Genomic DNA, 26,154 nt, shown 5'->3' with positions numbered 1-26,154 from the left:
GCAGTAAGCAGTTTTCAAGAGTTTTAAGCTGGCGCAAGCCGCAAGCGGTCATTTGAAATACAATGATCAACAAAAGTTTTACGGGCGGTTAGTTCAGCTGGTTAGAATACTTGGTCGACATCCAAGGGGTCGGGGATTCGAATTCCTCACCGCCCACCAGAATGCAGTTAGAGAGAAAGGTAAAACCGGTTATGACACCGCGAACTACTACCAAGCTTTGGGAGTGACGCTAGTCGAACGGGTTTCCTTTGTCTCAAGAAAGTGAAAAACGCGGCTAGTCCGCGTTTTTTTGCGTCTGCGTTTTCCTTTCAGTTATTTACCCATCACATTGCAGTTTTACCTGGCGCCAGCGCCGATATGGAGATCAATATGCTTACAATCCGACTTCCCGATGGTTCCGCCCGTCAATTTGACGGCCCGGTCACCGTGGCCCAGGTTGCGGCCAATATTGGTACCGGCCTGGCCAAGGCTGCCCTGGCCGGCAAGGTCGACGGCAAGCTGGTCGATACTTCCTATCTGATCGAGCAAGACGCGGAACTGGCGATCGTGACGGACAAGGACGCCGATGGCCTGGAAGTGATCCGCCACTCGACGGCCCACTTGCTGGCGTATGCCGTCAAGGAATTGTTCCCGGAAGCGCAAGTGACTATCGGTCCCGTGATCGATAACGGTTTTTACTATGACTTCGCCTACAAGCGCCCGTTCACGCCGGAAGACCTGGTCGCGATCGAAAAGAAAATGGCGGAACTGGCCAAGAAGGATGAGCAAGTCACGCGCAAGGTTGTCGCGCGCGACGAAGCCATCGAATACTTCAAGGGCATCGGCGAAGCCTACAAGGCTGAATTGATCGGTTCGATCCCGGCCGACCAGGAAGTGTCGCTGTATTCCGAAGGCAAGTTCACGGACTTGTGCCGCGGCCCCCACGTGCCATCGACGGGCAAGCTGAAAGTCTTCAAGCTGATGAAGCTGGCTGGCGCCTACTGGCGCGGCGACTCGAAAAACGAGATGCTGCAGCGTATCTATGGCACGGCCTGGGCCAAGAAGGAAGACCAGGAACTGTATCTGCATAACCTGGAAGAGGCGGAAAAGCGCGACCACCGCAAGCTGGGTAAACAGCTCGATTTCTTCCATTTCCAGGAGGAAGCGCCAGGCCTGATCTTCTGGCACCCGAAAGGCTGGTCGATCTGGCAGCAAGTCGAGCAATACATGCGCAATGTGTACCAGGTCAATGGCTACCAGGAAGTCAAGGCGCCGCAAATTCTCGACCGTGGCCTGTGGGAAAAAACCGGCCACTGGGATAATTACCGTGAAAACATGTTCATCACGGAATCGGAAAACCGCGCCTATGCGCTGAAACCGATGAATTGCCCTGGCCATATCCAGATTTTCAACAATGGCATGCGCAGCTACCGCGACTTGCCATTGCGTTACGGTGAATTCGGCCAATGCCACCGCAACGAGCCGTCGGGCGCCTTGCACGGCATGATGCGCGTGCGCGGCTTTACGCAGGACGATGGCCACATTTTCTGTCTGGAAGAGCAGATCGCCGGCGAAGTGACGGCGTTCCACCAGCAGGCGATGGATGTCTACACGGCTTTCGGCTTTACGAATATCGACGTGAAACTGGCGCTGCGCCCGGATAACCGCATCGGTACGGAAGAGTCGTGGGATTTCGCCGAGGAATCCCTGCGTTCGGCCCTGCGCGCCTGCGGCGTGGAGTGGACGGAATTGCCGGGCGAGGGTGCATTCTATGGTCCGAAGATCGAATACCACCTGAAAGACAGCCTGGGCCGCGCATGGCAAGTGGGTACCGTGCAGATCGATCCGTCGATGCCGGGTCGCCTGGGCGCCGAATATGTGGCCGTGGATAACACGCGCCAGGTGCCCATCATGCTGCACCGCGCGATCGTCGGCTCGCTGGAACGTTTCATCGGCATCCTGATCGAACACTATGCGGGCGCCATGCCGCTGTGGTTGTCGCCGGTGCAAGTGTCGGTGTTGAATATTTCCGACGCTCAAGCCGATTATGTACAGGAAGTTACAACAAAACTGCGCAAAGCGGGGCTGCGCGTACAGGCTGATTTGCGTAACGAGAAGATTACCTATAAAATACGTGAACATTCCGTACAAAAATTGCCTTACATCTTAGTAATTGGCGACAAAGAGCGGGATGCGAATACAGTGGCCGTGCGGGCGCGGGGCAATGTCGATCTGGGCGTCATGTCCGTCGATGCCCTGATTGAGCGACTCAAACATGAAGTCGACACCAAGGCCTGACGAGGAAACTCGCTGCACGACCGTCTTACAAGATTTTTAAAGGAAATTACAATAGCTACTGACAAGTCACATCGCATCAATGGCGAAATCACTGCCCCTGAAATGCGTTTAAGCGGGGTCGATAACGAGCCACTCGGTATCGTAAGTTTGGCTGAAGCCTTCCGCCTGGCGGAAGAGGCAAACGTCGACCTGGTGGAAATTGCGCCTACCGCGCAGCCACCGGTGTGCCGTTTGATGGACTACGGCAAATTTAAGTATTCGGAGCAAAAGAAAGCTCACGAAGCCAAATTGAAGCAAAAGATCATCCTCGTGAAGGAAGTCAAATTCCGTCCGGGGACTGATGATGGTGACTACAATATCAAGTTGCGTAATCTCATCAAGTTCCTCGAAGATGGCGATAAAACCAAGATCACCTTGCGTTTCCGCGGTCGTGAGATGGCGCATCAGGATATTGGCTTCCGCATGCTGGAACGTCTGAAAGCCGATCTGGAGCCGTACGGCCAGGTCGAGCAGTTCCCGAAGATGGAAGGCCGCCAAATGATCATGGTTCTTTCGCCTAAGAAGAAGAAGTAAGATACAATAGCGTTTTACTGTGGGTGGAAACTGCTCGCGCCGGCATTGGCGCGGTGTCAAACCCCAGGCAGAATTTGCGCGGCCCGGTCAGCAATGTCCGGGCCGCGTGAACTGTAGTGGACTCGCATCCGCTGCACAACATGTGAAAGCAGGCATCTAAGCGCAGCGTCGTGTTGCCACCTGCAATCCTGTTATAAATGGAGCTGTCCGTAAGAGGACAGATTGCTATGCCTAAAATGAAGACCAAAAGCTCCGCGAAAAAACGTTTTCGCGTGCGTCCAGGTGGAACAGTCAAGTCGGGTCACGCGTTCAAACGCCACATCCTGACCAAGAAAACCACCAAAAACAAACGTCAGTTGCGCGGTACCCGTAACATCAACGCATCGGATGTCACATCCGTCATGCGCATGATGCCGACTGCTTAATCTCACACTCAATTTAAGGAGTTATTATGCCTAGAGTAAAACGTGGGGTTACAGCTCGTGCCCGTCATAAGAAGATTCTTGTTCAAGCTAAAGGCTACCGTGGTCGCCGCAGCCGTGTATACCGTGTTGCCAAGCAAGCAGTTATGCGCGCTGGCCAATACGCTTACCGCGATCGCCGCAACAAGAAACGCGTTTTCCGCCGCCTGTGGATCGCCCGTATCAATGCCGCTTCCCGTGAGCATGGCGTAACGTACAGCGTATTCATGAACGGCTTGAAAAAAGCAAATATCGAACTGGACCGTAAAGTCCTGGCCGATATGGCTGTGATGGACAAGCCAGCATTCGCTGCGATTGTCAACGCAGTTAAAGCAAAAATCGCTGCGTAAGCATCGGTCATTGCACAACGTCATCCGTAGGGTGACGTCATAAAGAGCGGGGCAGGGGTTTTAACACCTTATGCCCCGTTTCCGTTTTTGATTGTTGGATTTTAGATAACTGAGTCCAGAATTGATGTCCAAAACAGGAAATGCCGCATGAACTCCCTAGAAGAACTCGTCGTCTCGGCCCAGGCTGACTTTATCGCCGCCGCAGACGCTGCCGCACTTGAAAACGCCAAAGCCCGCTACCTGGGCAAGACTGGCCAGATTACTGAAATGATGAAGGGCCTGGGCAAGCTGGACCCGGACGCGCGCAAGGCGCAGGGCGCCTTGATCAACGCCGTCAAAGTGCAGATCGAGGACGCGCTGACGGCGCGCCGTGATGCACTGGCCGATGCCCAGATGCAAGGCCGCCTGAACGCCGAAGCGATCGACGTGACCCTGCCAGGCCGTGGCCGCATGCCCGGCGGCATCCATCCCGTGATGCGCACGTGGGAACGTGTCGAGGAAATCTTCCGTTCCATCGGTTTCGACGTGGCCGACGGCCCCGAAATCGAGAACGACTGGACCAACTTCACGGCGCTCAACAGCCCGGAAAACCATCCAGCCCGTTCCATGCAAGACACTTTCTACATCGACGGCAACGATACCGATGGCAAGCCCTTGCTGCTGCGCACGCACACGAGCCCGATGCAGGTGCGCTATGCGCGCACGCACACGCCGCCGATCAAGGTCATCGCGCCGGGCCGCACCTACCGCGTCGACAGCGACGCCACCCATTCGCCCATGTTCCACCAGGTCGAAGGCCTGTGGATCGCCGAAGACATCAGCTTTGCCGACCTGAAGGGCGTGTACCTGAACTTCGTCAAGGCCTTCTTCGAGACGGACGACTTGCAAGTGCGCTTCCGCCCGTCGTACTTCCCGTTTACGGAACCGTCGGCCGAGATCGACATCGCCTTCGGTTCGGGCCCGCTGAAAGGCCGCTGGCTGGAAGTGTCGGGCGCCGGCCAGGTGCATCCGACCGTGGTGAAGAACTTCGGCCTCGATCCCGAGAAATTCATCGGTTTTGCTTTCGGCTCCGGCCTGGAACGCTTGACGATGTTGCGTTACGGCATCAACGACCTGCGCCTGTTTTATGAAGGCGACTTGCGTTTCCTGAAGCAGTTCAACTAAGCATTGTTCCGTTTGATTCATGGCGCTTGAGCGCCTGTGCGCTCGCGCTGTGAGCTTTGACCCTTTGAAGGCTTGATTATGCAATTTTCCGAAAACTGGCTCCGTACCATGGTCGATCCGAAGATGACTTCGGACGAACTGGCCCATCTGCTGACCATGTCAGGTCTCGAAGTCGAGGACGTCGATCCTGTCGCGCCCCCGTTCTCGAACGTGGTGGTGGGCCTGGTCCTGGAGATGGAAAAACATCCGAACGCGGACCGCCTGAATGTGTGCCAGGTCGACGTCGGCACGGGCACCATGCTCAACATCGTTTGCGGCGCGCCGAACGTGCGCCCTGGCTTGAAAGTAGTGTGCGCCATGGCCGGCGCCGTGCTGCCGCCTGGCGCCGATGGCAAGCCGTTTGAAATCAAGGTAGGCCAGCTGCGCGGCGTCGAGTCGCAAGGCATGTTGTGCTCCGCGCGCGAATTGAAATTGTCGGAAGAAAACGCCGGCCTGATGGAGTTGCCGGACGACGCGCCGATCGGCCAGAATTTCCGCGATTACTTTGCGCTCAACGACTTGAAATTCACCATCAAGTTGACGCCGAACAAGGCGGACTGCCTGTCCGTGCTGGGCGTGGCGCGCGAAGTGTCGGCCTTGACGGGCGTGCCCCTGAATGCGCCGCAGTTCCGCACCGTGCCTGTCACCAGCGATGAAGTGTTGCCAGTGAAAGTCAGCGCGCCGGACCTGTGCGGCCGTTTCACGGGCCGCGTCATCCGCGGCTTGAACGCCCGTGCCGCCACGCCGGACTGGATGAAGCAGCGCCTCGAGCGCAGCGGCCAGCGTCCGCTGTCGGCCCTGGTCGACATTTCCAACTATGTCATGCTGGAACTGGGCCGTCCCAGCCACGTGTTCGACCTGGCAAAGATCCACGGCAGCCTCGACGTGCGTTGGGGCCAGGCGGGCGAATCCGTCAAGCTGTTGAACGGCAACACCATCGCCGTCGACGAGTGGCTCGGCGTCATTGCCGATGAGCAGGAAATCGAATCCTTGGCCGGCATCATGGGCGGCGACGCCAGCTCCGTATCGGACGATACGGACAGCATTTACCTGGAAGCGGCTTTCTGGTGGCCGAACGCCATTCAAGGCCGCGCCCGCCGCCTGAATTTCTCGACCGATGCGGCGCACCGCTTCGAGCGCGGCGTCGATTTCGCCACCACCGTCGAGCACATCGAGCGCATCACGGCCCTGATCGTGGAAATCTGCGGCACGCCAGCGACCACCGTCGGCCCCGTCGACGACCACGTGGTGAACTTGCCGCAACGCCAGCCTGTGTCGATGCGCACGGCGCGCGCGCAAAAAGTCATCGGCGTGCCGCTCAACGATGAGCTGATCGCCGATATCTTCACGCGCCTGGCCCTGCCATTCACCCTGGCGGACGGCGTGTTTTCCGTGACGTCGCCCAGCTACCGTTTCGACATCGAGATCGAGGAAGACTTGATCGAGGAAGTGGCGCGCGTGTACGGCTTTGAAAACATCCCGACCTTGCCGCCCGTGGCAGCGAACGTGATGCAGATTGCACCAGAAAATACCCGCTCCTTGTTTGCGGTACGTCATGAGCTGGCCGACCTGGGCTTCCAGGAAGTGGTTAACATGAGCTTTGTCGATACGGCATGGGAGCGCGATTTCTCGGGCAACACGAATCCGATCAAATTGCAGAACCCGATCGCCAGCCAGATGAGCGTGATGCGCTCCTCGCTGATTGGCAGCCTGATCGCCAATGTGCGCTACAACCTGAACCGCAAGACGAACCGCGTGCGCATTTTCGAAGTGGGCGCCATCTACCAGCGCGACGACAGCGTGCAAAACGGTCCCCTGTCGGTGGCCGGTTACGCCCAGCCGAAGCGCGTGGCGGCCATGGCTTACGGCGCGGTGGCCGACGAGCAGTGGGGCCAGGCTGCGCGCACGGTCGACTTCTTCGACGTGAAGGCGGACCTGGAAGCGCTGTTCGCGCCGCTGGTCTTGCGTTTCAGCAAGGCGGAACATCCGGCCCTGCATCCGGGCCGTTCGGCCAACGTGGAGCTCGATGGCAAGGTCATCGGTTTCATCGGAGAACTGCACCCGCGCTGGATGCAAAAGTATGACTTGCCGCTGGCGCCTGTGCTGTTCGAAGTCGATGCCGCTGCCCTGACGCAACGAGTCGTGCCCGTGTACCAGGAAATCTCGAAATTCCCTGGCGCCAGCCGCGACCTGGCCGTGGTCGTCAAGCAATCGGTGGCCGTGCAGGATCTGCTCGACAGCTTCCACGCCGCCGCCAAGTCGAGCCCGGCAGCGCGTATCGTGCAAGCCATTGTTTTATTTGATGAATATCGTGGAAAAGGGCTGGAAGCGGATGAAAAAAGCCTTGCTTTCCGGATTAGCTTGCAAGATACTCAAAACACCCTGCAAGACGATGTCGTCGATGGCCTGATGGCTGTCCTGATCGATGCGGCCAAGCAGGGCCACGACGCGAAACTGCGTTCGTAATTACCGGACTGGCCGTCGCCTTGCGTGACGGCCTTTCCGTCGTCAACCGTAGACGAGCTTGCCATGTGGCGGGCTCGGGCGCACAGAAAAGGCAGGGCAGGAAAATTAATAACAGCGACGTTGATTCCGCCGTACTGCAGTCCGCACTGGCCGCAGATCTGCATCGGGCCATGCTGGTTGCCAAAGTGCGCCAGGAAGCGGAAAAAGATTTACCCACCTTGACCAAGGCGGAACTGGCCGAACTGTTGTTCGAGCAGGTGGGCCTGAACAAGCGCGAAGCGAAGGATATGGTCGAGACCTTTTTCGACGAGATCCGCAATGCGCTCGAACGGGGCGAGGCCGTCAAGCTGTCCGGTTTCGGCAATTTCCAGTTGCGCGACAAGCCGCAGCGGCCGGGCCGCAATCCGAAGACGGGCGAAGAGATTCCCATCACGGCGCGCCGCGTCGTGACCTTCCATGCGAGCCAGAAGCTGAAAAGCATGGTCGAAGAGACCAGTCCGCTGGCACGTGCTGCCTGAGTGAGTGGCGATGAACGAGCGCATCAGTAAAACCGAGTTGATCGCCTTGCCGCCCATTCCGGCGAAACGCTATTTCACGATCGGCGAGGTGAGCGAGTTGTGCGGCGTCAAACCGCATGTATTGCGCTACTGGGAGCAGGAGTTTTCCCAGCTCAAGCCAGTCAAACGACGTGGTAACCGCCGTTATTATCAGCACCATGAGGTGCTGTTGATACGCCGCATCCGCGAATTGCTGTACGAGCAAGGCTTTACCATCAGCGGTGCCCGCAATAAGCTCGATAGTCGTGGCGCTTCGCATGCCATCGCCGACGACCTGCCGGTGCTGCCGGCCGTGCCCGTCGCGCCGCAGGAAGCGCCGCTGGACCGCGTGTGGATACGCAATGAATTAATTGCGATTTTAAACTTGCTAAAATAAGATTTGTACCAATATAGGTGGGGTTGTCCGGTAGCAGTTGACTGAGTTGACTATACTGCATGGGCGCTCGGCCTTGGCGCTGACGCTACCGTACTGCGCGCCATATTTTGAATATAATGTTAATGTTGCGTTTTTGTTAGTGACGCTAAGCCGGAGCAGCGTTCAGGTTCCGGTAGTCTTTCCCAGGCCAGGAAAATTTAAGGGGAAACAATGATACGCGTTGCCATTTGTGATGATCACCAAATAGTACGAGCTGGATTCAAACAGATTTTTTCGTCGTCGAGCGATTTCAGTGTGGTGGCGGAAGCCGGTACGGGGCGCGAAGCGCTCGATATCGCCCGCCGCGAAATTTGCGATGTATTGCTGCTCGATATAGCCATGCCCGATCAGAGCGGCATCGATACCTTGCGCACGATCCGCCAGGGCCAGCCGGAATTGCCCGTGCTGATACTCAGCGGCTATCCCGCGCAGCAATACGCATTGAACCTGTTCAAGATGGGCGCGAATGGCTATCTGAACAAGGAATGCGAGGCCGACGAGCTGATGACGGCCGTGCGCACCGTGTTCCAGGGGCGCCGCTATGTCAGCTCCACCGTCGGCGAGTTGCTGGCGCAATCGTTCGACCGCGACACGAATGCCGCGCTGCACACGGAATTGTCGGACCGCGAATTCCAGGTCTTCCTGCGCCTGGCGCGCGGCGCCACCGTGTCCGATATCGGTGTCGCCTTGTCGCTGAGCATCAAGACGGTGAGTACTTACCGTACGCGCATCATGGAAAAAATGGGCTTGCAATCCAACAGCGACTTGACCTATTACGCAATGAAAAACAATTTGCTTGACTAGCGCTGCGGTGCGATCATGGAAACATGATCGCTCAGCCAGCCAGCCGGCACGACTTGTGCAGTGCAGCAGTTTGTGGCGAGGACTATAATTGGCCGGCGCCGGCGCTCTTTCCCGCGCCGAACCTTGCTAAGGATGCACATCAGGATGTATTTCACCGCTGAACCGGCCCCGAATCACCGCCTGCCCCTCTACAAGACGATCCTGTGCGTGACTTGCGCCTTGCTGCTTGTACTCAATGGTTTCAGTCTCTATCATAATCTGCAGTCGCTGAAGGGCACGAACGCCTTGCTCAGCCAGAGCGCCCGCGTGGCGGATCGCCTGCAGTATTTGAACGTGCTCGTGCTCGATGCGGAAAGCAGCTTGCGCGGCTATTTCATTTCCGGCTCCGAAACCTATCTGGGGCCGTCGAAGACGGCGACCACGGAAATTGAAAACGAATTCAACGAGCTGCAAACCTTGCTCGCGGGCAGTCCCACCCAGCTGAAAAACCTGGGCCAGCTGAAAAGCTTGATCCGTCGCAAGATGTCGATGTTGCAACAGTCGATCGATGTCTACAAGCAGGGCGGGCTGGCCGAGATCGTCAACATTTCCCGCGTGACCGATGACCGCGCCACCATGGACGAGATCCGCCTGCAAGTGGTGATCATGACGCGCGAGCAGAATGAAGCGTTGTCTTCCGGCAGCGCCGCCTTTTACCATGAGTACCAGAAAGCCGTGCTGCTCGGCATCGGCATCAATGCCCTGGCCATCCTCGTGCTGATCATGTTTTACCAGCTGGTGCGGCGCAGCTTCCAGAATCGCGCGGCCGTCGAGTATGCACTGCAGAATGCCAACGACACTCTGGAGTCGACGGTCAGCAAGCGTACGGAGCAGTTATCCGTGCTGTCGCGTCATTTGATCAGCGTCAATGAAGTGGAAAAGGCGCGCCTGGCGCGCGAATTGCACGATGAACTGGGCGCCAACCTGACCTCGATCAGCATGGACCTGGGCGCCGTCACGCAGCAACTGGCGCACACGCAGCCGGAACTGGCCGCGCAATTGCGCCGCGCCAAGGCCACCTTGCTGGAAACGGTGGAACTCAAGCGCCGCATCGTCGAAGACCTGCGCCCCAGCCTGCTGGACAACCTGGGCCTGTGCGCCGCCATCGAAAGCTATTGCGAGGATTTTGCGCGCATGAGTTCCGTGCGCTGCGAAACGGACGTGGCCATCAATATCGACAACCGCGAAGCCACCCTGACGATTGCCCTGTTCCGTATCGTGCAGGAATCGCTGACCAACATCCTGAAATATGCGCGCGCCGGCATGGTCAGCGTGACCTTGAAGCGCAATGAGCACGGCCTGGTGCTGCGCGTAATCGACGATGGTATCGGCATCACGGAAGATGCGCTGCAAAAACCCATGTCGCACGGCTTGCTGGGCATGCGCGAGCGGGCCTTGTTGCTGGGCGGCACTCTCACCGTGCGCCAGGGGCCGGAAGGCAAGGGCACGTGCGTGGAAGCCGTGATTCCCCTGCCGCTGACGCCGGAGCCGGAAGACATCGATGCGGATGCCGAAGCGTAATGGACGTTGATGCAAGAAAAATGGCCGGGCATGCAGCCCGGCCATTTTTTTATCTGTCTTGCCTGATCAGCAGCGCATCAGCAGCGTGATACGTCGCGCAGCAAGCGGTCGTATTCCGTCTTGGCCACCTTGTAGCACTCGCCCGCATAGCATTCCAGGCCGGCGCGGTCCAGCACCGTGATATTACCGCGGCGATAGTGGATCAAGCCTTCTTCCTGCAGCTTGCCGGCGGCGGCCGTGATGCTTTCGCGGCGCACGCCCAGCATGATCGAGATCAACTCTTGCGTCACTTTCAATTCGTTCGATGGCGAACGGTCCAGGCGGTCCAGCAGCCAGCGGCACAGCTTTTGCTCGATCGAGCTGTGACGGCCGCCGACGGCGTTCTGCGCCATTTGCGCAAACAGGGCGTTGGTGTAGCGCATCAGCAACTGGGGCAGGGCGCCGCCCTGGTTGAAGGCGTCGCGCAAGCTTTGCGTCTTCAGGCGGTAGCCGTAGCCGGCGCTTTGCACAACAGCCGTGCACATGGCGCGTTCGCCTGCCAGCAGCGAGGCACCCGCCACGCCTTCATGGCCGACGACGGCGATTTCCGTCGTGGCGCCGTCTTCCATGACATACAGCAAGGAAATGATGGCGGTGGTAGGGAAGTAGCTGTATTCCAGGTTGTTACCGTAGGCATACAATTCCTTGCCGAAAGGCAGTTCCACCAGTTCCAGGTCTTCGAACAGCGATTCGAGCGCGGCGCGCGGCAGGGCCGCCAGCAATTCATTTTGTTGGGCACTGCTGAGGCTAACCCGCGACGCAAGCTTGATTTCCCGACCGGCCGCAGGCATGGCGCGCGGCAGCAACTGGTTCTTCTGGACCGGGGCGATAAGTTGAGTATGGCTCATAGTATTCCTCACAGGCTTTTTACATCGGAGTGCGACTGCCGCGTTGCTGGTCAAAAAAGTTGCTGCATCCATCTGGGAACAGCGTTTTTTTCGACCGCGCGGTGCAGATCGCGATGTAGCTACTTTAAAAGCTTATGTAAGTGGCGAACATAAGATTAGCAGTCGCCACTTTGTAGTCTCTTTTGAGGCGAAATTGTAGTCCTTGTCCTACGTGCACACTTTTGACTAGCTAGCCTTGCGCCGTTCTGCGCGATTTTGTGATATGACGCGCGGCTTGTTGGCGCTCCACAGGCCGGCCGGACGCACGCTGGGCAAGCCGTCGCGCACGGTTGCGGCGGGTGTCTGGCGCACGTTTGGCGCCTCGTGCTCCCCCAGGCGGAAGCGGCTGACGGCCTGCGTCAGCGCCTCGCCTTCCTGGTGCAGGCGCTGCGAACCGGCGCGCGCCTCGTCGACCAGGCTCGCATTCTGGCGCGTCATGTCGTCGATTTGCGCCAGCGCGCCGTTGATGCGGGCGATTTCGCCATTCTGCTCGGCGCCGGCGCTGCTGATGCGCCCGATGACGACGGACACTTGCTGCACCGCGTCGACGACTTGCCGCATGGTGCTGCCGGCCGCGTTGACCAGGTCGCCGCCCGCGTCCACGGTGGCCACGGAGTCGCCGATCAGGCGCTTGATCTGCTGCGCCGCTTCGCTGGAGCGCTGCGCCAGGCTGCGCACTTCGGACGCGACGACGGCAAAGCCGCGTCCCTGTTCGCCCGCGCGTGCCGCTTCCACGGCCGCGTTCAGGGCGAGGATATTCGTCTGGAAGGCGATGCCGTTGATTACGCCGATGATGTCGACGATCTTGTGCGAGCTGGCCTTGATCGAGGCCATGGTCTCGACCACGGCGCTGACGGTCTCGCCGCCGCGCAGGGCCACTTCGGCGGCCGACGCCACCAGGGTGCGCCCCTGTCCTACGTGGGCTTCGTTGCGGCCCACGGTGGCCGTCAGCTCGCGCATCGAGTCCACGGTGGCGCCCAGCGCGTCCGCTTGCGTGGCCGTGTGGCCGGACAGGGCCGCGTTGCCCTGGGCGATATCGGCGCCGGCCGCGGCGATGACGGCCGCGCCGCCGCGGATTTCCTGCACCAGGGTGGCCAGGCCATGCGTCATGGCGCCGAAGTCGCGCACCAGGTCGCCGATTTCGTCGTGCGCCTGCGAGGTGATGCGCTGCGACAGGTCGCCCGCTGCCGCGGCGCCCACGGCCACGCGCAATTGCTGCACGTCGCGCGCGAAGGCGGCATAAAAGCCCGCGCACAGGTAGGCGGCGGCCAGCAGCACCAGCAGCATGGCCGCCAGGATCAGGGCGCGGCGCGCCTCGTCGCGGGCGATGCGCTGCGCCAGCAAGCCGTCCAGCGCGGCGGCGGAGGCGCCGGACAGCGCGTGCAGGGCGTCGATGGCTTGCATGCCGGCCGCGTGGAATTGCGCGCCCGACGTCTGGTCGTAGGAATTCGTCACTTCATTCTTCGTGCGTTCGAGGAAGGCCAGCGCGGCCGGCACGGCTTTCAGGGCCGGCTGCAGGCTGGCGCGCAATTCCGGCTTGGCCGCGATGATTTCGTCGAAGCGGGCCGGCAGGCGTTCCAGTTCGTGGCGCGCGATCAGGGCGTTGGCGTTGACGAGTTGATCTTCATTCGCCTCGAACAGCCCCGTGTCGATGTAGGCGGCGCCGCGCCCGCCGATGTCGGACAGGCTCTCGGCCAGGTCGGGCAGGGTGGCGGTGAAGGCGGCGCTCAGGTGGTTGGCGCCCGCGTCCGGGTCCAGGCTCAGGTGCGAGCGGTCGGCTACCAGCTGGCCCAGCTTGGCCGCCTGGCGCAGCAGCGCCGTGTGCGCCGCGTAGCTGTCGCGCGCCGCGAGGCCCGTCTGGCGGCCCAACAGGGCTTGCCACTGTTTCGTCAGTTCGGCCGCCTGGGGCAGGCCGGCGCCCGCCGGCAAGCGCGCCAGGGCGGTCAGCGCGGCCGTGATGCGCGCATTCAGGGCCGTGTTGTCCATGCCCGCCTTGCCGCTCAGGCGCAAGTGCTCGAGGCCGCGCCGCTGTTGCAGCAGTCGCGTGCCTTCCTGCAACTGGCGCACATAGGCCACGCCCCGCTGCGCATCCTGCGCCTGGGCCAGCGACTTGCCCAGTTCCGAGATCAGCAGGGTGGTTGCCAGCGCCAGCGGCAGCAGGAAGACCAGGCAGACAAGCATGAATTTGGGCAGCAGGCGCAAGCGCTGCATGAGGCGGATGGCGGGGGTGAGGAGCATTTTCATCGGGTTTCCAGGGTAGGGTGACAACATTTCTGCAGTGCAATGTTGCCTGCGGATTGTGACCCCTTGATGAAGTGCGCCGCGATGCGGTCAGTTTTGCCGTTCGCCAGAGTGAAGCAGTTCACACGGAAGGCCGATCCTTCTGTAAAATCGAGGGTTTTTTGCGAGGGCCATATTATGGTCACCAATATGGCCAACGAGAACGACATCAACACCCCCGATTCCAGCGACAGCGCAGACAACGCCGCAGCGCCAGTGAGCAGCAAGGCGCCGGCCGTGATCGCGCGCGAAGTGCAGCGCCGCCGCACCTTCGGCATCATTTCCCACCCGGATGCCGGTAAAACTACCCTGACGGAAAAACTGCTGCTGTTCTCGGGCGCGATCCAGATGGCCGGTACCGTCAAGGCGCGTAAATCGGGCCGCCACGCGACGTCGGACTGGATGGAGATCGAGAAGCAGCGCGGCATTTCCGTCGCTTCCTCGGTGATGCAGTTCGAATTCCGCGACCACGTCGTCAACCTGCTCGACACCCCGGGCCACCAGGACTTCTCGGAAGATACCTACCGCGTGCTGACGGCGGTCGACTCGGCGCTGATGGTGATCGATGCGGCCAAGGGCGTGGAAGCGCAGACGATCAAGCTGCTGGCCGTGTGCCGCATGCGCAATACGCCGATCGTCACCTTCATGAACAAGATGGACCGCGAGACGCGCGATCCGCTCGATCTGCTCGACGAACTGGAATCGGTGCTGAAGATCCAGTGCGCGCCCGTCACCTGGCCTATCGGCATGGGCAAGAACTTCCGCGGCGTGTACCACCTGCTGAACGACGAAATCATGCTGTTCAAGGCCGGTGAAGAGAAGGCCGACGGCGCCTTCGAAATCATCAAGGGCATCGACAACCCGCGCCTGCAGGAGATGTTCCCGCTTGAGATGGATCAATTGCGCATGGAAGTGGAACTGGTGCACGGCGCGTCGAACCCGTTCAACCTGGAAGAATTCCTCTCCGGCGTGCAGACGCCCGTGTTCTTCGGTTCGGCCATCAACAACTTCGGCGTGCGCGAGATACTGTCCGCGCTGGTCGACTGGGCGCCGGCGCCGCGCGAGCGTGACGCTACCGTGCGTTCGGTGGCGCCGTCCGAGCAGCCATTTACCGGTTTCGTCTTCAAGATCCAGGCCAACATGGACCCGGCCCACCGCGACCGCATCGCCTTCCTGCGCGTGTGCTCGGGACGTTTCGAGCGCGGCATGAAGGTCAAGCACTTGCGCCTGGGGCGCGAGATCAAGGTGTCGAACGTGGTGACCTTCATGGCTTCCTCGCGCGAACAGGTGGAAGAGGCGTACGCGGGCGACATCATCGGCTTGCCGAACCATGGCAACATGCAGATCGGCGACAGCTTTTCCGAAGGCGAGATGCTGACCTTTACGGGCATCCCGTACTTCGCGCCAGACTTCTTCCGCTCGGTGCGCATCCGTAATCCCTTGAAAATCAAGCAGTTGCACAAAGGCTTGCAGCAGCTGGGCGAAGAGGGCGCGGTGCAGGTCTTCAAGCCGGTACAGGGCGGCGAGCTGGTACTGGGCGCCGTCGGCGTGCTGCAGTTCGAAGTGGTGGCCAGCCGTTTGCTCAACGAGTATGGCGTGGACGCCGTGTTCGAGGGCACCAGCATCAGCAGCGCCCGCTGGGTCAGCTGCGACGACAAGCGCATCCTGCAGGATTTCGAAAATGCGCTGGGCCACAACGTGGCCTACGATGCGGCCGGCAACATGGCCTATCTGGCGACATCCGGCGTGAACCTGCGCCTGACGGAAGAGCGCTGGCCGAAGCTGACATTCCACGCCACGCGCGAGCATTCGGCCAAGCTGGCCTGATGACTCTGAGGTAGCGACGAGGGGCAGAACCACTGGTTCTGCCTTTTTTTACGCCGGCAGGATCGTGCGCGTACTCCAGTCGCGCCGTTCCAGCAGCAATGCCGTCAATTGCGCCGCCGTCATCGGACGCGCGAAGAAGAAGCCCTGCACGTTGTCGCAGCCCGCTTTGCGCAAGAACTCCACCTGCTGCAGCGTTTCCACCCCTTCGGCCACCACTTTCAGGTGCAGGCTGTGCGCCATGGCGATGATGGCCGTGACGATGGCTTCGCCCTCGCCGGGCAGGTCGTGCACGAAGCTGCGGTCGATCTTCAGCTGGTCGATGGGCAGGCGTTTCAAGTACGACATCGAGGAATAGCCGGTGCCGAAATCGTCGATCGACAGGTGGATGCCCGTTTCCTGCAGGCGCCGCATCAATTCCACGTTGGCGTGGACATTGTCCATCAGGACGCCTTCCGTGATTTCCAGCTCCAGCAAGCCATGCGGCAGCTGCGTTTCGTCCAGGATGGCGCGGATATCGTCCATCAGGCCCGGATCGCGCGCCTGGCAAGCCGACAGGTTGACGGCCACGTGTTCCAGTGAATCGAGCAGACCCGCCTTGCACCAGGCGGCTGCCTGGCGGCAGGCGCTTTGCAGCACCCAGCGTCCCAGGTCGACGATGATGCCGCTTTCCTCGGCCACGGGGATGAATTCGGCGGGACTCAGCTGGCCCATGTCGCGGCAATGCCAGCGTATCAGCGCTTCCACGCCGACGATGCGCCCGCTGCGCAAGTCGATCTGCGGCTGGTAGTGCAAATACAGTTCCTCGTTCTGCAGGGCGCGGCGCAGGTTCGCTTCCATGCGCAGGCGGCGCTGGGCGCGCAATTCCATTTCGGCCTTGAACACGGCGTAGCGGTTCTTGCCCTGGTGCTTGGCGTGGTACATGGCCGTATCGGCGTTGCGCGTCAGGGTGGCCACGTCCTGCGCGTCGAACGGATACAGGCTCACGCCGATGCTGGCGCTGACGTACAGCTGGTGGCCTTCGAGGGCGAACGGCGCGGCCAGCACGGCGAGGATCTTGCGCGCCACGCTGGCCATCTCCGAGGCGTCGTCGGCCGGTTCCACGATGACGACGAATTCGTCGCCGCCGATGCGGCAGATGATGTCGGTGCCGCGCAGGATGGCCACCAGGCGCTCGGACACGAGCTTGAGCAGCTGGTCGCCGCAGTGGTGGCCCAGCGTGTCGTTGACGATCTTGAAGTTGTCCAGGTCCAGCAGCAGCAGGCCCACGCTGCTGTCCTGGCGGTCGGCGCGCGCCAGCGCATAGGCCAGCGCATCGTTGAATTCATGGCGGTTCGGCAGCTGCGTGACGGGGTCGACGTGGGCCAGGTAGTGCAAATGGCGCTCCGCATGCAGGGCGGCGGTGCGCGTGCGGCGCACCATCAGGAAGGTCAGGCCGAACGCGCACAGGCAGACCAGCAGGGTGAAGGCGGCAAATTGCGCCAGGCTGGCGTACAGCGGCGCCAGGCTGGCGCGCAGGTACAGCGCGCCGCCGCCGGGCAAGGCCGTCAGGATGGCAGCGCTGCCGTCCAGGTAATCGATCTGCAGGCCGTTGCGCGGCGCCGTGGGCGCGGTATCGCTGCCGCTGCGCGCGTAGCGGGCAAACGGCGTGCCATAGGGGCTGTAAAGCAGTGCTTGCCGGATATGCGGGGCGGCGGCGAGGGGAGCGAGGAGTTGTTGCGCTGCAAGACGATTATCCTGGCGCATGGCCTGCGTGGCGGCAGGCGCCAGCATGTCGGCCTGGATGCGCAGCGTGCGCTGGAAGGATGCCTGGAGGGAAAACAACTGGAAGAGGATCAACAGCAGGCTGGCCATGGCTAGCATGGCCGCCGCGGCCAGCAAGTTCAGCCTGGCTATGCGGTCGCCGCGCAATTGCGCCGACGGCAGCATCAATGGCGCCATCATGACGCTTTCTCCTGCCGGCCCCGCTTGCCGCCGCCCCGTGTGATCCCGCCTCGCCCTGCCATACTTTACGTTCCAGTCTGATGAAAACCGAAGTGAGCCGGAACTCTCGACGTGTTGTTAAGGCCGACATATTGTCATTTTGCAGCGTGAAAGTACAGGGCGCGCGGCAATTTTGTCTGCATGCCACAGGCCGGTGGCAGCAGGCTAAGTAGGTCGTAATAAATTATTGTGATTTCTGAGTTCCATAACCGGCGCTCTGCGGCGTTACCCGCTGCTGGCAGTGCCTGCACTGCGTCGCAACGGGCGCCTTGCAGCGCATCCGGTTCTGTTCGTCATAACTTCACAATAATTTCCCGCGACCTACTTAGGCGACAAGTCAGGCGGAAAAGGTGGGGCGTGTCTTTCTAATAATAATCCAAGCTGAATTTTAATCCTTTTTTTGCCGGCTGTTTTTTTCCTTTAAAAACATGCTGACAATAAACAAAATGCCATCAAGAATAACTTCAATGGCCCCGGCATCGCGGCGCGGATTAACTTTTTGTCCGCATAAGCCATTGCAAGTCATTGATTTTAATAATTTTTAATGAAGAATGCGAGAACGCTATGGCCTTGCTCCGCGAGTTCGTCCATAATCCGCAGATGATGGACGTCCTGATGCTGTTTGTTTTGTCTGCCGCGGCCAAGCAAGCTGCCGCCAGCAAACCCGGACGTCGCCCTAATGATCAATAGTGAGGATATCTTGGAAAAAAAACCAAAAATTATTTTGTCGTCACAAGACCTGGAACGACTGGAAGCGTTGTTGTATGCCTTGGGTAATAATCTGTCGCCGGACAAGGCCGCCTTGCTCGACGAACTGGGCCGCGCCGAGGTGCTCGAACCGCAAGAGATTCCCCCGACCGTCGTGACCATGAATTCCACCGTGCGCTTCACGGTGGAAAACAAGGAGGAATTCTGCCTGACGCTCGTGTATCCGAAGGATGTGGAAGGCCAGGCCGACCGCATTTCCGTGCTGGCGCCCGTCGGCAGCGCGCTGCTGGGCCTATCCGTGGGCGACAGCATCGCCTGGCCCATGCCGGGCGGCGTGGTGAAGGTCAAGATCGAGGAAATCGTTTACCAGCCTGAACGGGCTGGCGAATACCACCGCTAAGCGTAGCCAGCAGTAATGGCGGACGGCGCCCGCCGTTCGCTTGCCAGGCCGTGCCGGGAGCGGAGCTAACTGTTCCTCTGCACGCGCACCACCAGCCATCCCGCCACCACCGTGAACGTGACGATGATGGCGACGATGATCCAGAATCCCTGCGGATGCTGGGCCAGCGGAATTCCCCCCACATTCATGCCCAGCATGCCGGCGATGATATTGATCGGCAGGGCCAGCACGGTGACGATGGTCAGCACGAACAGGCTGCGGCTGTTTTCCTCGTTGACGCTGGCGGCGATCTCTTCCTGCAGCAGCTTGATGCGTTCTTGTAGCGAAGACATATCGCTGAGGACCACCGAAAACTCCTCCGTCGACTGGCGCAATTCCAGGCTGTCCAGCTCCGACACCCACGCGGGCGGGCGTTGCAGCAGGCGGAACAGGGCAGCCGGTTCCGGCGCCAGCAGGCGCTGCAGCCGCACCAGCACGCGCCGCATGGCGCCCAGGTCTTCGCGTTTCGGCACCAGGCGCCCGGCCAGCAAGTGATCTTCGATATCGTCGACCCGCGCCACGGCGTCGCGCACGATGTTGACCAGCACGTCCGCCTGGTCGCGCAACAGGTGGATCAGCAGCTCCACCGACGAGCGGATCGGCTCGTGGTTCTTGATGACGGCCTGGCGCAGGCGTTCGATCGACTGCAGCGGCGCGCGGCGCGCCGTGATGACGAGGTTTTGCGCCACGCTGGCCCACATGGTGGAAATGTCGGACGCCTCGAACGAAAAATTGTGCACCACATCGTTGACCACGGCGATCAGGGTGTTTTCCGCCTGTTCGATACGCGTCGAGCGGGAACCCTGGTGCAGGGTTTCATAGAATTCGTCGGCCAGCTGCGTGTGCGTCATCAGCCATTTTTCGCTGGCCGCATGCGACAGGTTGAAATGCAGCCAGACGAATTCCTGCGCCGGGCGCGCCGTGCCATCGGCCAGCCAGGCCAGCGCGGCCGTCGAATCGAGCGCCAGCGGCTGCGCCTCGCGGCCAAACAGGAAGCCCCAGACCAGGCCCGAGGTGTCCGAGCCGTAGGTGAAACCGGCAGTTTCCATCGCCATCGTGAATCTTTCTCGTGCAGTGTGATTGATCGTCGCGCGATTTTAATACACGGATGTGTCGGGAAAATGACAAGGCCACCGCGAGCGGTAGCCTTGGTGCTGACTACAGCCGAGTATTAGCTGCGGTTCGGGTTGTCCGGACGCCGGTCGTCGCGGTTCGGCACGCCGTCATGGTCGCGGTCGTGGCGGTTGCCATTGTCGCGGTCATAGCGGTTGGGGATGCCGTCGCGGTCGCGGTCGCCGTTCGGGCCCCGTGGCGACCAGCGGCCTTGCTCCATCTGCCAGCGGCCGTCGCGCTGGTTCCAGGCGGGCGGCGCATACGCATAGCCGGGGCGTTCGGCGATCCATACGCCTGGCGTCCAGGCGTAGCGCTGGCTGCGCCATTCCCAGTGGCCGGGCGCCCAGATGTAGCCGTGGCGGGCGCGCGGGATGGCTTCGCGGCGCGGTGGCGGCGGGGCGATGCGGATCTCGTCGTAGCGCACGGGCTGCACTTGCGCGGCGACCCAGCCGCCACGGTCCAGGCGCCAGCGGTTGTTTTCCTGTATCCAGGCGGCGCGGCGGTACTGATTGCCGCCCCGTTCGCGCAGCCATTCGCCATTGTTCCAGACGTGGCGCTGGCCATCCCAGTTCCAGTAGCCGGGCGCCCAGACATAGCCGGCGCGTGGCGCTGGCACGCTTTCAAACCGTGGCGGAGGCGGGGCGTTGCCGACGACAATGCTGACGCCGAGCTGATTCTGGGCCATGGCCTGCGCGGGCAGGAAGGCCGCGGCGCTGATGGCAAGCATGGCTGCTGCGTAGAGTGTGATGGGTTTCATGGGGTGCTCCATTTCGGTGATTGCGTGAAATGGACTATAGGCGCTTGCCGGCGATTTTTCGCCTTTGATTCAACTTATTACAATTGACACAATGCTGTGTGTCCGTGTATCCGTGGCGGATACAAATCAGATGCCTATGGCGGCCTGGCGCGGCGACTGTCCGCAGTGCGCCAGGCGGCGTGGTGTCAGCATCGGCGGCTCACAGGGTGCTGGCGGTGGCGTTGCCCAGCAAGGCTTGCCGTTCCTCGATCAGCGAGATTTTCTTTTCCTGTTCCGTCATGCGCTTGGCACTGACCACGACGACGGGGATGGCGCCCGCTTGCGCCACGTCGGCAGCCTTGGCGGCCGATGGCTGCATGAAGCTGGCATAGCTGGCACCGCAGGCGATGGCGACGGCGACGGTGAAGATGGCTTCCATGTTTTTCAAGGCTTTCATGATGTTTCCTTTCGGGTGGCGGGTGGGTATGCATGCACTGTAGCCAGGCGCGGGCCGCTGCGCCATGCGGATGCGACCAGCCGTGGTTTTGGCGGGATGGCCTGCAAAAAAACGGCGCTGAAATGCCTGCGCACGGGGCTGGCAAGCCGACCGCTTGAATTGAGGCCTAAATTGCCCTGTATCCGGGCATATGAATGTAATTGCCGCGTGGCATTATTTGATGCTGCACACTGCCGCGCGCGGCAAGTGCAGGGCCAGCTGTCCTGCTAGAATCGGCATGGCGGTCCCGTCGCGTGGATAAAAATATCATCAGGAGTCACACATGTTCCAATTGTTTGGTTTTGGCGGCGCCCGCTGCCCGCGCTGCGAGCACAAGAACGGCGCTGCCGCCGGCTATTGCGCGCAATGCGGCTTGTCGCTGGGGGCACCCGACAGCGACGCGGTGCTGCATGCCAATCAATGGCATCTTGCTGATGGGCAACTTGCCCTGTTCTTCGGCGTGCGCGAACTGTCCTCGCTGTTCGGCAGCGCGGCGCGCCGCCTGCGGGTACCGGCCGAGTCGCGCGCCTGGATCGTGCAATCGGACGCTTTCACCTTGATACCGGCCGGCGACTACGACAGCGCCGCCTTCTTCGCGCGCCTGCCCGCGCTGCTGCCGGCGCGTCCGGCCGAAGTGCTGATCGCGCGCGCCGACGCCGTCAGCCTGGAATTCGACTTGCCCGGCCTGGCCAGCACGGAGTTGCTGAACGTCGCCGCGTCTCTGCGCGTGGATATCGCCCTGGGCCAGCCCGACGCGTTCGCGCGCCAGTTCATGCGCGCGCCGGGCGCCGTCACGCGCGCCCACCTGCACGCCTTGCTGCTGCCATCCGTGCGCCAGATCGCGCTGGAATTCATCGGCAGCCGCGCGCTGGGCGAGATGGACGCGAATGCGGACCTGCGCCCGGAATTGAACGAGCGCCTGCAATCGGCCCTGACGCAGCGCCTGGCGCCCAGCGGCTTGGCCGTGGCGCGCGTGGAAACCCTGGCGCTGCGCCACGACAAGCGCGAAGGCGACGCTGGCGCCAGCATCGGCACCCTGTGGCTGGGCGGCTTGCCGGCGCAGGAACTCGAGCAGCACAGCCTGGAGCGCATGAAGCAGCTCGACCAGCTGTATGACGAGGAAGAGTGGCAGCGCATCCGCCGCGAGGAACTGGCGGCGCGCCATGCGCACCGCCGCGCCGAACTGACGCAGGACGCGACGGTGGAAAAGGCGGAACTGAACCACCAGGAAGCGGAGCGCCTGCAAGCGCTGCGCGGCCGCCAGATCGACCTGTACGGCCGCATCCTGGAAGCGAAGTCGCGGCGCCAGGCGCTCGACCATGGCGCCGCGCTGGCGCTGGGCGAGCTGGAACAGGAACTGGCGCAGAAGGGCGCGCAGCGCGCCGACGAAACGGCCAGCTGGGAACACGTGCGGGCGCTGGCCGCCATCAAGATGCGCAGCGAGCTGGAACTGTCGCAGCTGCATGGGCGCGAACAGATCCAGCTGGCGCAGCAGCGCTTTACGCATCAGGTGCACTTGCAGTCGATTGCGCAGCAAGTGGAAAGCGCGCTGCTGATCGATGACGAGACGGGCCGCCGCACCCAGTTGGCGCGCCTGCGCCAGGCGGAAGCGGATGCGGCCCAGCGCGAGGCGCAGCTGGAGGCGGAGCAGCACCAGGCCGCCTGGCAGGGCCTGATGCTGGCGAATGCGGCGCGCAAGCGCGAGGCGGAGCGGGTGCAGGAGTGGGAAGAGCAGATGCAGCTGGCGCGCCAGCGCGAATTGCTGCGCGCCGAGGCGCACAAGGATGAAGCGGCGCAGGTGCAGGCGGCGGAAATCGCGGAAAAAGTGGCGGCGCTGCGGCGCGGCGGCGCGCGCGAAGACGCCATCGCGCAGCAGGAAAAGCTGCTGCGCACCATCGAAGCCGACGGCGTGCACGCGCGCCAGCTGCAGCAGCAAGCGCAGCTGGCCCAGCTCGACGCGCTGGCCATCGAGGAACAGCGCCAGCAACTGCGCCAGCTGGAACAGGAAGCGCAATGGCAGCGCGACTTGCTGGCCATGGCGCAGCAGCGCGAAAGCGATTACGCGCGCTGGAAGGGCGAGTACGAAGCCCTGCTGGCGCAGCAGGCGCATGCGGCCGAACTGGCGCGCATCGACATCGACCGCATCGAGAAAATCGGCTCCCTGAGCGACACGGGCAAGGTGGCCATGGCCGCGGGACAGAACGCGGCCGCGCTGGCGCAGGTGCTGAAGGTGCAGCTGCAGGCGGGCATGAGCGCCGAACAGATCCACGCGCTGGCGGCGCTGGCGGCGGCCGAGAACAGCGTTTCTCCCGCCGAGGCGCTGCGCATGGCGCAGGACAGCGCGGCGCAGGAGCGCAGCTACCTGGAAGGCCAGGCGGAACGCGAACGGCGCCAGCGGCTGGACTTGATCAACCTGCAGAACGCGGCGCACGCGCATGGCCTGTCGGCGCAGGCGCAGCTGGGCGTGGCCGTGGCGCAGGCGCTGCAGCCAGGCGCGGCGTCTGCTGCCGGCGCGCCGCTGCGCTGCAAGAACGGCCATGCGCAGCGCGCGGGCCATCCGGAAGATAAATTCTGCGCCGCCTGCGGCGTCGCCTTGCAGCCTTGATGGAAGCGTTTTACCCCAGATGATGCAAAAAGCACGAGACAAACTGCGGGAACTGCGCGCCCTCCACGACGACGGGCTGCTCAGCGAGCAGGAATTTGAACGCCGCAAGAACGCCATCCTCGACGCCGAGTACGCGCCGCCAGGCGCCGCACCCGTGGCCGCGCCGCTGCCTGTGCGGCAGGGCACGGAGCTGGGCTTCATGACGGGCCAGGAAATCGGCCCGCAAAACCGCCGCTACCGGCTCGAACGCCTGATCGGCACGGGCGGCATGGGACAGGTGTGGCAAGCCACCGACCTGGCCACGCACGCGGAGCTGGGCAGCAGCGAAATGGTGGCGCTGAAGATCTTGCCGCCGCAGCTGACGCAAAGCGCCACGCACGCAAAGCTCTTGATCGAGGAAGCCACGCAGGCGCGCAAGCTCGCGCATGAAAACATCGTGCGCGTCTACGAGTGGGCGCAGGACCCGGCCACGGCCAGCTATTTCATCATCATGGAATGCCTCGATGGCGAAGACCTCGAACACTATCTGGGCCGCCAGGGCGCGCTGCCGCTGGCCGCCGTGCAGCAACTGCTGCACCCGGTGGCCGAAGCCCTGGCGTATGCGTGGGAGAAGCACAAGCTGGTGCACCGCGATATCAAGCCGGGCAATGTCTTCCTGACGGCGAAGGGCGACGTCAAATTGCTCGATTACGGTATCGCGTCGCGCGTGCGCAATGCGGACAGCAGCCTGGCGCTGGAGATGCCGAATGCGGGCACGCACGGCTACCGGGCGCCCGAGGCCGGCGCCAACCAGCGCCAGCCCAGCCCGCGCCTGGACGTGTATGCCGTGGCCGTGATGATCTATCAGATGCTGGAAGGGCGCATGCCGTTCGACGATACGCGCAGCGCCAGCCACCTGCCGTCCGCGCCGCAGGCGCTCAACGCGCAGCAGTGGCAAGTGCTGCAGAACGGTTTTTCGCTGACGGCGGAATTGCGGCCGCTATCCGTGCAAGCCTTGCTCGAAGGGCTGGAGCGGGCAGCTGGGCCGTCGCCCGAAGAACTGGCGGAACAGGCGCGCCAGCAGCAGGCGCGCCTGGCAGAGCAACAGCAGCAGGCGGCGCTGGCTGCGGAACAGGCCCGCGAGGCGGCGCTCAAGGAGGCGCGTGCGCGCCAGGAAGAGCTGGATCAGCGCCGCAAGGCGGAAATCCAGGCGGCCGCGCTGGAAAAGCAGCGGCAGGATAAGCTGCGCCGCGAGCAGGAGGCGCAGCGCCATTTCGAAGCGGAAGAGGCGCGCAAGCTGCGCAAGGAAGCGCTGCGCGGCCAGTTGCGCGCGCGCCGCGAAGCCGATGCCGCCACGGCCTTGCAGGAACACCAGGAATTGCAGCGCAAGGCCATCGTCGCCAAGGCGGAGGCGGCGTATCGGGCCGAGCAGGAACGCGCGCGCCGCGAAGAGGCCAGCCGCGCCGCGACCGCGGCCGTCCCGGCGCCGGCATCCGCGCCGGCACCGGAACCGGAGCCGGAACACGCGGAACCGGTGGCCAATGCCGAAGGCATCTTGCGCGATGATTGGCTCGATGGCTCGGGACAGGGGCCGGAACTGGTGCTCATTCCCAGCGGCCGCTTCCAGATGGGCGCGCACGAGACGGAGCACAAGGCGGCCATCCAGGCCGGTTCGCAGCAGTCATGGCTGGACCGCGAAACGCCGCAGCACTGGGTCGGCATCGAGCGTCCGTTCGCGCTGGCCCGGCACCCCGTCAGCGTGGGCGAATGGCGCGCCTTCGTCAAGGCGACGGGATGGGCGGGCGGGTCGGAAACGGACTGGGATAATCCCGGCTTCGTGCAGAACGACCAGCACCCGGTGGTCGGCGTGAGCTGGAATGACGCGCAGCTGTACCTGGCGTGGCTGTGCGAGCGCACGGGCCGGCAGTACCGCCTGCCCAGCGAGGCGGAATGGGAATACGCGTGCCGCGCCGGCACGCGCACGGCGTTCAACGTGGGCGACACCATCAGCACCGAGCAAGCCAATTACGACGGCTTGTACGTGTACAACGGCGGCCCGCGCGGCGTGTACCGGGGCGGCACCACGCCGCTGGGCACGTTCGCGCCGAATTCCTGGGGCCTGTTCGACATGCACGGCAATGTGTGGGAATGGGTGCAGGACGTGGTGCACGACAATTACGAGGGCGCGCCCGTCGACGGCAGCGCGTGGGAAGAGGGCAGCGACAGCAGCCGGCGCATCCTGCGCGGCGGCTCCTGGCTATACCATCCGCGCTATTTGCGCTCGGCCCTGCGCAACGGTTTTTCCACCGTGCTGTCGAACGACATCGTGGGCTTCCGGGTGGCGCGCACGCTGGACCAGGCCGGGTAGGCCGGGATTGCCATATTGACCATCTTGACGG

20 protein-coding genes and 1 tRNA gene are annotated in these 26,154 nt (G+C 62.2%); 15 read left to right on the top strand and 6 right to left on the bottom strand.

Annotation, left to right across the window (positions count from 1 at the left end):
• The first annotated feature begins 82 nt into the window (after positions 1-82).
• The 11 genes from O3300_RS06925 to O3300_RS06875 all read left to right on the top strand — a co-directional run bounded on the left by O3300_RS06925 (position 83) and on the right by O3300_RS06875 (position 10,666).
• Positions 83-159 (top strand) — tRNA-Val (locus O3300_RS06925).
• Between the two features lie 210 nt (positions 160-369).
• The gene (gene thrS / locus O3300_RS06920; RefSeq protein WP_102294334.1) at positions 370-2,277 is read left to right on the top strand and encodes a threonine--tRNA ligase; all 1,908 of its coding nucleotides are present in this window, start codon (positions 370-372) and stop codon (positions 2,275-2,277) included.
• Between the two features lie 12 nt (positions 2,278-2,289).
• A complete protein-coding gene (gene infC, locus O3300_RS06915) occupies positions 2,290-2,850 on the top strand; it encodes a translation initiation factor IF-3 (protein WP_205711303.1) in 561 nt (186 codons plus the stop codon).
• A 227-nt stretch (positions 2,851-3,077) separates the two neighbouring features.
• Entirely contained in the window at positions 3,078-3,275 is a 198-nt protein-coding gene (gene rpmI / locus O3300_RS06910; RefSeq protein WP_038493025.1) for a 50S ribosomal protein L35, read from the top strand.
• Positions 3,276-3,301: 26 nt separating this feature from the next.
• On the top strand, positions 3,302-3,661 hold the full coding sequence (gene rplT, locus O3300_RS06905) for a 50S ribosomal protein L20 (RefSeq protein WP_010399214.1): 360 nt from the start codon (positions 3,302-3,304) through the stop codon (positions 3,659-3,661).
• A gap of 147 nt (positions 3,662-3,808) precedes the next feature.
• Positions 3,809-4,825, top strand: coding sequence for a phenylalanine--tRNA ligase subunit alpha (gene pheS / locus O3300_RS06900; protein WP_034751917.1), 1,017 nt, complete (start codon positions 3,809-3,811; stop codon positions 4,823-4,825).
• A gap of 78 nt (positions 4,826-4,903) precedes the next feature.
• A complete protein-coding gene (gene pheT / locus O3300_RS06895; RefSeq protein WP_305052537.1) occupies positions 4,904-7,330 on the top strand; it encodes a phenylalanine--tRNA ligase subunit beta in 2,427 nt (808 codons plus the stop codon).
• Between the two features lie 170 nt (positions 7,331-7,500).
• The gene (locus O3300_RS06890; protein WP_010399205.1) at positions 7,501-7,848 is read left to right on the top strand and encodes an integration host factor subunit alpha; all 348 of its coding nucleotides are present in this window, start codon (positions 7,501-7,503) and stop codon (positions 7,846-7,848) included.
• A 10-nt stretch (positions 7,849-7,858) separates the two neighbouring features.
• On the top strand, positions 7,859-8,263 hold the full coding sequence (locus O3300_RS06885) for a MerR family transcriptional regulator (RefSeq protein ID WP_305052536.1): 405 nt from the start codon (positions 7,859-7,861) through the stop codon (positions 8,261-8,263).
• Positions 8,264-8,473: 210 nt separating this feature from the next.
• Complete coding sequence (locus O3300_RS06880; protein ID WP_034783185.1) at positions 8,474-9,106, top strand: response regulator transcription factor; 633 nt, start codon at positions 8,474-8,476, stop codon at positions 9,104-9,106.
• Positions 9,107-9,250: 144 nt separating this feature from the next.
• Positions 9,251-10,666, top strand: a complete 1,416-nt coding sequence (locus O3300_RS06875; protein ID WP_077406205.1) for a CHASE3 domain-containing protein — start codon at positions 9,251-9,253, stop codon at positions 10,664-10,666.
• 77 nt (positions 10,667-10,743) lie between these two features.
• Here O3300_RS06875 and O3300_RS06870 read toward each other — a convergent pair whose 3' ends face one another.
• Both O3300_RS06870 and O3300_RS06865 read right to left on the bottom strand, forming a co-directional pair.
• Positions 10,744-11,553: a Crp/Fnr family transcriptional regulator gene (locus tag O3300_RS06870; protein ID WP_034783188.1), complete on the bottom strand. Its 810-nt coding sequence runs from the start codon at positions 11,551-11,553 to the stop codon at positions 10,744-10,746.
• 225 nt (positions 11,554-11,778) lie between these two features.
• Positions 11,779-13,836, bottom strand: a complete 2,058-nt coding sequence (locus O3300_RS06865) for a methyl-accepting chemotaxis protein (RefSeq protein WP_305052535.1) — start codon at positions 13,834-13,836, stop codon at positions 11,779-11,781.
• 174 nt (positions 13,837-14,010) lie between these two features.
• Between O3300_RS06865 and O3300_RS06860 the strand changes: the two genes are divergently transcribed.
• Positions 14,011-15,699, top strand: a complete 1,689-nt coding sequence (locus O3300_RS06860) for a peptide chain release factor 3 (RefSeq protein ID WP_369811518.1) — start codon at positions 14,011-14,013, stop codon at positions 15,697-15,699.
• Between the two features lie 48 nt (positions 15,700-15,747).
• Here the strand turns inward: O3300_RS06860 and O3300_RS06855 are convergent, their stop codons facing one another.
• Positions 15,748-17,640, bottom strand: coding sequence for a bifunctional diguanylate cyclase/phosphodiesterase (locus O3300_RS06855; RefSeq protein ID WP_289914231.1), 1,893 nt, complete (start codon positions 17,638-17,640; stop codon positions 15,748-15,750).
• A gap of 739 nt (positions 17,641-18,379) precedes the next feature.
• Here O3300_RS06855 and rnk point away from each other — a divergent pair.
• On the top strand, positions 18,380-18,787 hold the full coding sequence (gene rnk, locus O3300_RS06850; protein WP_162835757.1) for a nucleoside diphosphate kinase regulator: 408 nt from the start codon (positions 18,380-18,382) through the stop codon (positions 18,785-18,787).
• A 65-nt stretch (positions 18,788-18,852) separates the two neighbouring features.
• Here rnk and O3300_RS06845 read toward each other — a convergent pair whose 3' ends face one another.
• The 3 genes from O3300_RS06845 to O3300_RS06835 all read right to left on the bottom strand — a co-directional run bounded on the left by O3300_RS06845 (position 18,853) and on the right by O3300_RS06835 (position 21,132).
• On the bottom strand, positions 18,853-19,881 hold the full coding sequence (locus O3300_RS06845; RefSeq protein WP_251348213.1) for a transporter: 1,029 nt from the start codon (positions 19,879-19,881) through the stop codon (positions 18,853-18,855).
• A gap of 116 nt (positions 19,882-19,997) precedes the next feature.
• Entirely contained in the window at positions 19,998-20,696 is a 699-nt protein-coding gene (locus O3300_RS06840) for a YXWGXW repeat-containing protein (RefSeq protein ID WP_251348214.1), read from the bottom strand.
• A gap of 199 nt (positions 20,697-20,895) precedes the next feature.
• Positions 20,896-21,132 carry a hypothetical protein gene (locus tag O3300_RS06835; RefSeq protein ID WP_305052534.1) on the bottom strand — a complete coding sequence of 79 codons (237 nt, stop codon included), beginning with the start codon at positions 21,130-21,132 and terminating at the stop codon, positions 20,896-20,898.
• Between the two features lie 322 nt (positions 21,133-21,454).
• On the opposite strand from O3300_RS06835, the gene O3300_RS06830 reads away from it, so the two are divergent.
• Positions 21,455-23,776, top strand: a complete 2,322-nt coding sequence (locus O3300_RS06830) for a hypothetical protein (RefSeq protein WP_305052533.1) — start codon at positions 21,455-21,457, stop codon at positions 23,774-23,776.
• 19 nt (positions 23,777-23,795) lie between these two features.
• Positions 23,796-26,123: an SUMF1/EgtB/PvdO family nonheme iron enzyme gene (locus O3300_RS06825; protein WP_305052532.1), complete on the top strand. Its 2,328-nt coding sequence runs from the start codon at positions 23,796-23,798 to the stop codon at positions 26,121-26,123.
• Positions 26,124-26,154 lie beyond the last annotated feature (31 nt).

The sequence above is a fragment of the Janthinobacterium sp. SUN206 genome (genome assembly GCF_030587305.1).
Lineage (GTDB): Bacteria > Pseudomonadota > Gammaproteobacteria > Burkholderiales > Burkholderiaceae_D > Janthinobacterium > Janthinobacterium kumbetense.
Note: the sequence above shows the minus strand (reverse complement) of the source record. Positions and strands in the feature narration are given on the sequence as shown.